This window comes from Kitasatospora sp. NPDC059571, from assembly GCF_042735675.1.
Taxonomy (GTDB): domain Bacteria; phylum Actinomycetota; class Actinomycetes; order Streptomycetales; family Streptomycetaceae; genus Kitasatospora.
This window is the reverse complement of the sequence record NZ_JBHWBW010000285.1, coordinates 1-10,082: the sequence shown is the minus strand read 5'-3', so window position 1 is coordinate 10,082 and position 10,082 is coordinate 1. Positions and strand designations below refer to the sequence as shown.

9 protein-coding genes and 1 pseudogene are annotated in these 10,082 nt (G+C 75.2%); 8 read left to right on the top strand and 2 right to left on the bottom strand.

All coding sequences use genetic code 11. The features are described 5' to 3' along the window. From ACFV0G_RS26220 to ACFV0G_RS26200, 5 genes and pseudogenes are all read left to right on the top strand, one after another. Positions 1-614: pseudogene (locus ACFV0G_RS26220) on the top strand (peptidoglycan-binding protein); the annotation flags it as partial. Beyond that, complete coding sequence (locus ACFV0G_RS26215; protein WP_380552747.1) at positions 611-1,291, top strand: ABC transporter ATP-binding protein; 681 nt, start codon at positions 611-613, stop codon at positions 1,289-1,291. The pseudogene ACFV0G_RS26220 and the gene ACFV0G_RS26215, both read left to right, overlap by 4 nt. Then, positions 1,291-2,550, top strand: coding sequence for an ABC transporter permease (locus ACFV0G_RS26210; RefSeq protein WP_380552744.1), 1,260 nt, complete (start codon positions 1,291-1,293; stop codon positions 2,548-2,550). The genes ACFV0G_RS26215 and ACFV0G_RS26210 overlap by 1 nt, the downstream gene beginning before the upstream one ends. Positions 2,551-2,732: 182 nt before the next feature. Then, a complete protein-coding gene (locus ACFV0G_RS26205; protein ID WP_380552741.1) occupies positions 2,733-3,968 on the top strand; it encodes a M64 family metallopeptidase in 1,236 nt (411 codons plus the stop codon). A 113-nt stretch (positions 3,969-4,081) separates the two neighbouring features. Beyond that, positions 4,082-5,419, top strand: coding sequence for a nitrate/nitrite transporter (locus tag ACFV0G_RS26200; RefSeq protein ID WP_380552737.1), 1,338 nt, complete (start codon positions 4,082-4,084; stop codon positions 5,417-5,419). 51 nt (positions 5,420-5,470) lie between these two features. Here ACFV0G_RS26200 and ACFV0G_RS26195 read toward each other — a convergent pair whose 3' ends face one another. Together ACFV0G_RS26195 and ACFV0G_RS26190 are read right to left on the bottom strand one after the other, a co-directional pair. Further along, positions 5,471-6,208, bottom strand: coding sequence for a Bro-N domain-containing protein (locus ACFV0G_RS26195; protein WP_380552753.1), 738 nt, complete (start codon positions 6,206-6,208; stop codon positions 5,471-5,473). A 245-nt stretch (positions 6,209-6,453) separates the two neighbouring features. Then, a complete protein-coding gene (locus ACFV0G_RS26190) occupies positions 6,454-7,287 on the bottom strand; it encodes a maleylpyruvate isomerase family mycothiol-dependent enzyme (RefSeq protein WP_380552734.1) in 834 nt (277 codons plus the stop codon). Positions 7,288-7,442: 155 nt separating this feature from the next. Here ACFV0G_RS26190 and ACFV0G_RS26185 point away from each other — a divergent pair, with 155 nt between their 5' ends. The 3 genes from ACFV0G_RS26185 (at position 7,443) to ACFV0G_RS26175 (ending at position 10,047) form a co-directional block, all read left to right on the top strand. Then, complete coding sequence (locus tag ACFV0G_RS26185) at positions 7,443-8,240, top strand: carbon-nitrogen family hydrolase (RefSeq protein WP_380552750.1); 798 nt, start codon at positions 7,443-7,445, stop codon at positions 8,238-8,240. Between the two features lie 177 nt (positions 8,241-8,417). Further along, a complete protein-coding gene (locus ACFV0G_RS26180) occupies positions 8,418-9,299 on the top strand; it encodes a GntR family transcriptional regulator (protein ID WP_380552731.1) in 882 nt (293 codons plus the stop codon). A gap of 100 nt (positions 9,300-9,399) precedes the next feature. Further along, positions 9,400-10,047 (top strand): hypothetical protein, encoded by a 648-nt coding sequence (locus ACFV0G_RS26175; protein WP_380552728.1) that lies wholly within the window; start codon positions 9,400-9,402, stop codon positions 10,045-10,047. Positions 10,048-10,082: the final 35 nt, after the last annotated feature.

The following is a 10,082-nucleotide window of genomic DNA, read 5'->3' as shown; positions in this document are numbered from 1 at the left end:
CCCTGCCCGCCGCGGTGACCGCGGTGAACGCGGGCGTCGGCGCCCCGGTCGCCGGCCCGCTGCTCTCGCTCACCAGCGGGCCGCTGGCGGTCACCGGGCAGCTGACCGCCGCCCAGGCAGCGGGGATCAAGCCGGGTATGGCCGTGGAGATCCTCGCCGAGACCAGCGGCACCACCGCCCGGGGCGTGGTCGGCGAGGTCGGCGCGCCCACCACCGCGCCCCCGGCCGGACAGGTGGTGGCGATCGGCGGTGCGGCCCCCGCGGTCCCCGCCGCGGGCGCGGGCGGCGGGGAGCAGGGCCAGGGCGGCCAGCCGGTCCCGGCGTACGTCCCGCTGCGGATCGAGCCGACCGGGCCGCTGCCGCCCGCCCTCGGCGGCCAGAACGTCCGGATCACCGTGCTGCGCAGCAGCACGGCCACCCCGGTGCTGAGCGTGCCGGCGGCCGCGGTCTACACGGAGGCGTCCGGGCGGACGGCCGTCACCCGGGTCGACCCGGCCGGCCGGCGGATCACTGTGCCGGTGACCACCGGCACGGACGCCGACGGGTACGTCGCCGTCACCCCGGTGCAGAGCGCCGCGCTGCAGCCCGGCGACCAGGTGGTGGTCGGCCGGTGACCGAGGTGATCCGGCTCGACGGTGTCGGGCGGAGCTTCGCCGGGCCGCCGCCGGTGACCGCCCTGCACCCGTGCGACCTCACCGTGCACCGCGGCGAGTACCTGGCGGTCACCGGGCCGTCCGGCTCGGGGAAGTCCACACTGCTGCACCTGCTCGGACTGCTCGACACCCCGACCTGCGGCAGCTACCGACTGGACGGCGTGGACACCGGGCGGCTCTCCGACCGGGACCGCTCGACCCTGCGCGGCCGCCTGATCGGCTTCGTCTTCCAGTCCTTCCACCTGCTGCCGCACCGGACCGCGGAGGAGAACGTGCTGCTCGCCCAGGTCTACAACCGCACGCCGCGCGAGCGCCGCCGCCCGGCCGCCCGGGAGGCGCTGCGACGGGTCGGCCTCGATCACCGGATCGACGCCCTGCCCGGCACCCTGTCCGGTGGCGAGCGCCAGCGGGTGGCGATCGCCCGGGCCCTGGTGAACCGGCCCGGTCTGCTGCTCTGCGACGAGCCGACCGGCAACCTCGACTCGGCCGCCGCGGCCGGCGTGCTGGAGCAGTTCGAGCGGCTCCACGCGGACGGCTTCACCCTGGTGGTGATCACGCACGACCCGGCGGTGGCGGCCCGGGCCGGCCGGGTGGTGCGGATCGCCGACGGACGGGTCGGGCCGGCGGTGGCCGACTGATGCGCCCGGTCCGCGGCACCCCCGCCGGACCGCCGTCCCGGCTCGCCCTGCGGGACCTGGTCGGCGAGGCGCTGGCCGGAGTGCTGCAGCGCCCAGGCCGGTCGGCGCTCACCGTGCTGGGCACGGTGCTCGGCATCGGCGCCTTCGTCGCCGTGCTCGGGCTCACCGCGACCGCCTCCGGGCAGATCGGCCGGCAGTTCGACCTGGCCGGTGCCACCACGGTCACGGTGACGGACAACCCGGTGGCGGACGGCGTGCCGCCGGGCGGCAATCCGCCCTCCGGCCTGCCCCCGGACGCGGACGCCCGGGCCGGCCGGATCCGCGGCGTCACCGCCGCGGGCGTCTGGTGGCGGGTCGGCTCGGACACTCTGCGGATCTCCGCCTCGCCGGACGCCGGCCCGGACGCCGGACGCGGGCTGGCCGTCTTCGCGGCGACCCCCGGCGCGGTCGCCGCGATGCGGCCCACCCTCACCGCCGGGGTCACCCTGGACCCGTTCGCGGAGTCGTCCCGGCTGCCGGTGGTGCTGCTCAGCGAGGCGGCGGCGGCCCGCCTCGGGGTGCACCGGCTGGACGCCCAGCCGGCCGTCTTCATCGACGGCCTGCCGTACACCGTGATCGGCGTCTACCGGGACGTGCAGCGGCTCCCCGACACCCTGCTCGGCATGATCGTGCCCAGCACCACCGCGCTGGACCGGTTCGGCAACCCCGGCACCGGGGAGGAGCTGGCCGCCCACCTGCTCGCCGCCACCCGGGCCGGCGCCGCGCCGGTGGTCGCCCGCCAGCTCGCCGTGGCGCTGCGCCCGGACGCCCCGCAGCTGCTGACGGTCACCGCGCCGCCCGACCCGCACACCCTGCGCGACCGGGTCACCTCCGACCTGACCGGGCTGTTCCTGGCGCTCGCCGCGATCTGCCTGGTGGTCGGCGCGGTCGGGATCGCCAACACCACGCTCGTCGCGGTGCTGGAGCGGACCCGGGAGATCGGCCTGCGGCGCTCGCTGGGCGCCCGGACCCGCCACATCGCCGCGCAGTTCCTCACCGAGTCGGCCGCTCTCGGCACCCTCGGCGGGCTGATCGGCACCGCCCTCGGGATCCTCACCGTGGTGGTGGTCGCCGCGGCCCGCCAGTGGACCGCCGTCCTCGAACCGTGGGCCACCCTGCCGGCGCCGCTGGCGGGTACCGCGGTCGGCCTGCTCGCGGGCGTCTACCCGGCGGTCCGGGCCGCCCGGACCGACCCGCTCACCGCCCTCCGCGAGGGCTGAGCCGGGTACGGAACACGGCACACCGGGCGCCGTCCGCACAAGCCCGACACGCTGCCGCCATTGGTCCGGACCGGCGAAATTCGGCCACGAGCGGTCGGCCCTCGTCCCGGCCACGGGTACGTCTGTGCGACCACCCCACCCGAGCGCCCGCCGGGTGACCGGAGCCCCGAGGACGCACCCGTATGCCGCCTGGCAACCCTGGCCGTCTCGTTCGGAGTCTGGCCGCCTTCGTGCTGCTGTCGGCCGCGATACTGCCCGCCGCCCTGGAGGTGGCGGCGCCCGCACCGTCGGCGGTGATAGGGCCGCCCGCCGGCCCGATCACGGCCGACCGCAGCGCGGCGCCCGCCCCCGACCGGGTCGACCTGCGGGCACCCGGCGCGGCCCCCAGCGTGGAGATACGCCGGACGGGCGACCCGGCCAACCGGATCACCCTCGTCCTGCTCGGCGACGGCTACACGGCCGGCCAGCAGGGCCTGTTCCGGGAGGAGGCCGACCGGGCCTGGCGGGCCCTGATGGACATCGAGCCGTTCCGGACCTACCAGAACTTCTTCAACATACGGCGGGTCGAGGTGGTCTCCCCGGTCTCCGGAATCGTCGAGGGCGACGGCGGGCGGCCCACCGACACCCCGCTCGGCATGCACTTCTGGTGCGAGGGCACCGCCCGGCTGCTCTGCGCCGACGAGGACGCCACCGCCCGCTACGCCGGCGAGGACGCCGGGCCGCAGTACCTGATAGCGCTCGCCAACTCCACCGAGTACGGCGGGGCCGGCGGCACCGGGGTGACCACCCTGTCCGGCGGCAGCCCGGACGCCGGACGGATCATCCAGCACGAGATCGGCCACACGGTCGGCGACCTCGGCGACGAGTACGACAGCGCCCCCACCGACGCCGGCTACCCGAACCTCGCCACGGTGGACGCCGACGAGATGCTGCGGTCCAAGACCAAGTGGTGGCGCTGGCTGGGCGCCACCTCGCCCGACGGCGGGGGCACCATCGGTGCCTACCGCAGCGCCAACGGCCTCTACCGGCCGACCGCGGACTCGGTGATGCGCACCCTCGGCGGCTCGTACAACCTGCCGTCCCGGGAGGCGATCATCGAGCAGATCTACCGCCGGGTGCACCCGCTGGACGGCGCCGTGCCGGCACCCGGGCCGGTGGCCGGGCACCCGCGCCTCCAGGTGAGCCCGGTGCCGCTGAGCGGGCCGCGGCAGCTGCGGGTGGACTGGGCGGTCGACGGGCGGCCGGTGGCGTCCCCGGCCCCGGACGGGACATGGCTGGACACCGCCGCGCTGGCACCGGCCCCCGGCAAGAAGATCACCGTCACGGCGACCGTCACGGACACCACCGACTGGGTCCGCGACGAGGCCTTCCGGTCCCGGTACATGACCCGCGAGGTGACCTGGACGCTGATCGGCTGACGGTCCCGGGCCGGCCGCGACGGGGCCGCGGGGGACCGCGGGAGGGCCGGTCGCGGGGTGGTTCGCACCCCGCCCGATTGGTCAGGTCATGGGATGACTAGGCTGGGTGCACTATGAGCGTGGACCCAGCCGGCCCCACACGTCCTGCCCCCTCAGCCCTCCGCCCGCCCCTCGCGGATCCCCCCGCGCTCCTTCCGCCGGGCGGCCGCGCCGCCTGGACGGCGTGGTCGGTCGGGGTCACCGTCTACCTCCTCGCGGTCGTCCACCGCACCAGCCTCGGCGTCGCCGGGCTGGACGCAGCCGCCCGTTTCGGGATCGGCGCCTCGGCGCTGTCCACCTTTGCGATCCTCCAGGTGCTGGTCTACGCGGCCATGCAGATCCCGGTCGGGCTGCTGGTCGACCGGCACGGGCCGCGCCGCGTCCTGCTGCTGGGCGTCCTGCTGATGAGCGCCGGGCAGCTGGCCTTCGCCCTCGCGACCTCGTTCGGGCCCGCCCTGGCGTCGCGCGCGGTGCTCGGCTGCGGTGACGCGATGACGTTCATCAGCGTGCTGCGGGTCGCCGCGCACTGGTTCCCCGCCGCGAAGAACCCGCTGATCGCCCAGCTCACCGGGTTGGCGGGGGTCTGCGGCAACCTGGTCACCACCGTCGTCCTCACCGAGGCGCTGCACCGGGCGGGCTGGACGGCGACCTTCGCCACCACGGCGGTCGCCGGGGTCGGCGTCTTCGCGCTGGTCGCGCTCCTGCTGCGGGAGGGCCCCGGCCACGACCGGGCCCGCCCGTCCGCGCCCCGCGCGCCGAGCCTGCCGGTCGGTGCCCAGATCCGCGCCGCCTGGGCCGAGCCGGGTACTCGGCTCGGGATGTGGGTGCACTTCACCACCGCCTTCCCCGCCAGCGCCTTCGGCCTGCTCTGGGGGCTGCCCTACCTGGTCGAGGGCCAGGGTCTCGGCCGCGGCACCGCGAGCGGCCTGCTCACCCTGCTGGTGGTCAGCAACATGGCGTTCGCGCTGTTCTTCGGGCGGGTGGTCTCCCGCAGCCCGGGCAGCCGGATGCCCGTCACCCTCACCGTCATCGGTGCCACCGCGGTGTGCTGGGCGGCCGCGCTCGGCTGGCCGCACGGCCACCCGCCGCTCTGGCTGCTCGTGGTGCTGATCACGGTGATGGGCAGCAACGGGCCGGCCTCCCTGGTCGGCCTCGACTACGCCCGCTCGTACAACCCGACCGAGCGGCTCGGCACCGCGTCCGGCATCGCGAACATGGGCGGCTTCATCGGCGCGGTGGTCACGCTGTTCGGCGTCGGCCTGCTGCTCGACGCCCTGGCCGGCCCGGACGGGGCGCACTCCGCCGAGGCCTACCGCTGGGCGTTCTGCTGGCAGTACCTGCCGTTGGCCGTCGGCACCGTGATGATCCTCCGGCTGCGGCGCCGGCTCGCCCCCGGACCGCAGGGCCGCTGACCGGCACCGGCGCCGGCACCCGGGGCGACCCGGGCACCGGCGCCGGCCGGCTCAGGCCTCGCCGATCTCCCGGAGCAGGTCCGCGATGTCGAGCGGGGCGCCGGAGAAGCGGACCCGGCCGAGCTCGCACTCGACCGTGCCGCCCGGGTTGCGGCGCTGGGCGTCCCGGGCCAGCAGCCTGATCAGCTCGACCAGCTTCAGCCGGGGGCAGCGCGGCACGGCCACGCTGCCGCGGATTCCCACGTGCTCCACACTCGGGCAGTGGAAGGACGGGCCGAACGGCGGCCCGCTGTCGTCCTGCCGGCCCGGCACCCGGAACTCCATCGCACCGTGCCGGCAGTGCACGCTGCCGTCGGAGTGGACGAGGATCCCGAGCCCGTCCTCCCGCTTGAGGTCGGCCACGATCTCCACCTGCTGCCCGATCGCCTCGGCGAGCGTCTCGGCCATCCGCTCCCGGTGGTGTCCGAGATCGGCGTCGCCGCGCCGGAGGGAGGGCAGCAGCTCGTCGGTGACCCACTCCTGGAACGGGCGGGCGGCGGGCTTCCGCGAACGCATGATCAGCCGGTAGAGACCGGCCTCGCTGACCAGGTGGAGCATCGGATTCCCGCGCCCGTATCGTTTCCCACCTGCGGAAACGTCATTACCCTCCGTTGAAGTGATGCTAATGGTCCGGCTGTTCACCGTGCGGGTGTGGCCCGCTCCGGCGATCTGGCCGGCCCGGCTCGGGTTCACCAGACGGAGGATCGCGCACACGTCCGCCGTGGCGAACCACGGCTCCCCGTCGATCATCACGACCCTGATCGGCTGTCCCGTGACCGGGAAGCCCGACGTCACCAACACCATGTCGGCCGCGTCGTCCATACCGCCCCTCCTTCACACTCGGTGATGGGCTGCACGGCTCAACGAGGCCGAACGGGTGATGGAACGGTCGGCAGGCCTCGCGCGGAGGTGCGGGGTGCGCCACCCGCGTACGGGCGGCGCGGCTGCCTCCGGTCATATGTAACGCGGGCGCGGCGTGTCGCCGGCCCGGCGCGTCACGGGGTCAGGGCGAAGTGGGCGAGGATCCGGGCGGCCAGCTCGGTGTCGCCGTCGACGCGGACGGACCGGGCGGCCGTCTCCGGGTGGATCCGGCCGCAGGCGAGCCGGTGGTAGGTCTCCCAGTCGAGGTGGAACTGGACGTCGGGGGCGAGGCCGACCGAGCCGTCCACCGAGCCGCGGCCGTCGGCGTCGACCCGGACGGTGCGCAGGAACTCCACCGCACCGGTCACGTCGAAGACGACGGTCGAGCCGGCCGGCGCGCCCGCCAGCTTGGCGACCACCTTGGGCAGGCCCTGCACCAGGTAGTCCCGGGTGACCAGGGCGGCGGGGGAGTCGAGGTTGCCGGGCTCGCCCAGGGCACGCCGCAGGTCCTGCTCGTGCACCCAGACGTCGAAGGCGCGGTTGCGCAGCAGCTCCGCGTACGGGAGGTCGCGGGAGAGCGGGCCGGCCGGCCAGCGCACCAGGTCGCCCGGCTCCTGCCGGGCGTTGCGCAGCGCGCGCGAGCGGCGGATGACGGTGTACTCCAGCTCGCTGGTGATCTCGACCGGGGTGTGGCAGCGGCGCTTGTCGACCGGGAGCTCGACGTACCGCGCGAACTCGGTGCTGATGTGGCGCAGGTCCCGGGGGAGCGAGTGGATCGGGCGCGGATCGCCGAGCAGTTCGGACTCGACGGCGATGATGTGCGAGACGACGTCCCGCACCGACCAGCCGGGGCACTCGGTGGGGCGGTTCCAGGAGTCGGTCGGCAGCGGAGCCAGCAGCTCGGATATCGACTCGATGGACTGCGTCCACGCGTCGGTGTAAGCCTGCACGGTCTGGTTGTCCGTCACGGGTATCTCCGGCCTCCGTCAGCTCCTGACACGCGCTGCCCGTGACCACCGGGACCTGGGGGCACGAGTGCTACCCGCACGTTACGCTGTCGGGTCACAGCAGGGCAGCGCTTTCAGGTGAAGATCGTAGGACTCTTGCCGTGGACGGTGGTACTGTGCGCGCTTCATTGATCCAACTCGCGGTCTCCGACGCCGAGCCGGCCGCCGAGCGGCGGGCCCGCGCCGCTGCGCTGGTACGCGCCCAGGAGGGTGCGGACCTGGTGGTCCTGCCCGAGCTCTGGGCGCTCGGCGGCTTCGCCTACGACTCCTGGGCGACCGGTGCCGAACCGCTGGACGGGCCGACCGCGGAGGCCATGTCGTCCGCCGCCCGGGCCGCCGGGGTCTGGCTGCACGCGGGATCGATCGTCGAACGCGACCCCGACGGGCCGATCTACAACACCTCGCTGCTGTTCGCGCCGGACGGCGAGCTGACCCACACCTACCGCAAGATCCACCGGTTCGGCTTCGACAGCGGCGAGGCGGTCGCGATGGGGGCCGGGCAGGAGATCGTCACCGCCGCCACCCCGTTCGGCCGGCTCGGTCTGGCCACCTGCTACGACCTGCGCTTCCCCGAGCTGTTCCGGGCCCTGCTGGACGACGGCGCCGAGCTGCTGGTGGTGCCGGCGGCGTGGCCGGACCGCCGCCGCGAGCACTGGACGCTGCTGGCCCGGGCCCGGGCGGTGGAGGAGCAGGCGTTCGTGCTGGCCTGCAACACCGCGGGCACCCACGGCGGTGTGCCGCAGGCCGGGCGCAGCGTGGTGGTCGACCCGTGGGGCCATGTGCTGGCCGAGGCCGGCCCGGCCGAGGAGGTGCTGACCGTGGACTTCGACCCGGCCGAGGTGGGCAAGGCCCGCGCGGGCTTCCCGGTCCACCGCGACCGGCTGCTCGGCATCCCCGCGCCCGTCCAGCGCTGACCCCGCACCGTCCCTCCCGTTCGGCCGGCGTCGGCCGGCCGGTCCGGCCCGGACCGGGTGCGTCCGGTATGGGCGTCGATGGGGGACTTGTGCGGTCGGGGGTGGCGTTTGAGAAGATGAGCAGCCATCGCGTTCCGGCGGTGGCCGGCGGCGACCGGAGGAGGAGGGGTGGCCCGCATGCACGGCACGGGCGAGGGCCGTCCCCCGATCCAGCGCAACAGCCTGCGCGAACAGATCGCCGACGCGCTGCGCGAGGAGATGATGGCCGGACGCCTGGCGGCCGGCCGCAACTTCACGGTCAAGGAGGTCGCCGAGCTGTACGGGGTGTCGGCCACCCCGGCCCGCGAGGCGATGGTCGACCTGGCCGCCCAGGGCCTGCTGCGCACCGAGCACCACCGGGGCTTCACCGTGCCCGCCTTCACCTGGCGGGACTTCCTGGAGATCTTCGAGGCCAGGGCGCTGCTGACCGACAGCGCGCTGCGCCAGCTCACCCCCGGTTCCGGCCGCCCGGAGCGGCCGCGGAGCCGCGACTGGTCCCGGCTGCCGTCGCTGCGCCGGCGGGCGGAGGCGGCCGCCCGGGCGTCCCGGGCCGGCCAGCTCGACGTGCTGGTCGGCTGCGACCTGCGGTTCTGGCAGGAGGCCGCGGCACTGCTCGGCAACGCCCGGATCGCCGAGTACCTGGGCTGGCTGCGGGTGCAGTCCTGGATGTTCGCCGCGCCGTACCTGCGGCGCAACGGCGACCTGCGCGGTGTGTGCTGGGACCGGCACGGCCAGCTGGTCGACCGGATCGAGGCCCGCGACGTGGCCGGCGTCCACCAGCTCGTCAACGACTACAACCTGTTCACCGTCGAACTGCTCGCCCGGCTGGCGGGCGAGGAGCTGACCTCGGTGCCGGTGCTGGCCCTGCTGCGCATGCCCGTACCGGGGGCCCGGGCGGCCGTCCCGGAGCCAGCCGTGGATCCGGGGCACGGCCGGGTGCCGCTGCCCCGCTCGGTTCCGCCGGGGCGGTTCGGCCGGCCGGTGCGCCCGGCGGGCGGCGACGGGACGGCGGCGGGTTGAGCCGGACGGGTGATGGCGCGCTGCCGGTAGGGTGGCGATCGTTCCCCGTCCAACCGCCGGCCGCCGCGGCTGCCGACCACCGGAGAGGATGAGCCGGCCCATGGCCTGCGACCTCTGGCTCGTCCCGCTCGTGGACGTCCTCACCCACAGCCCGGACAACCCGTTCCGGGAGGACCTCGACCGCTACAACGCGGTGCTGGCCGGCCACGGGCTGCCCGCGGTGCCGGTGCACGGCTACACGCCCGGTATGACCGGCGACGTCGAGCCGATAGCCGCCTTCGACTACGACTCGCTCCACTTCCTGCGCCGGGCCTACCTGTTGGGCGTCACCGGCTTCCAGATCACCCCGGTGGACGCGCTCGGCGGCGACTACGAGCAGCTGCTGGAGATGTTCGAGTCCACGGCCGAACTCTCGCACCTGGTGTGGCACTTCGACCACGCCGGCGCGTACGTACCGGTGGACTTCCCGGCCCCGCTGGTGGACGACGGTCTGCTGGCGGCCGGTGGCCCGCTCGGCTCCTCGTACGGGTTGATCCGTGAACTCCAGGCAGTGGCGCCGGTGTTGGGCATCGATGTGCTGAACCCGCCGATGCCGACCCGGCCGCTGTCGCCGACCGGCCTGGAGCAGCCGTTCGCCCCGCCGCTGGACGACGTCCACCCGTATGCCCGGGAGCGGCACGCCTGGGCCGGGCTCTACGCCGCGGCCACCCGCAGCCTCACCCAGGGCTCGATGATCGTCTTCGCCTGACCGGACGTGCCGAGGGGCGGGCCCGACGGCGGGCC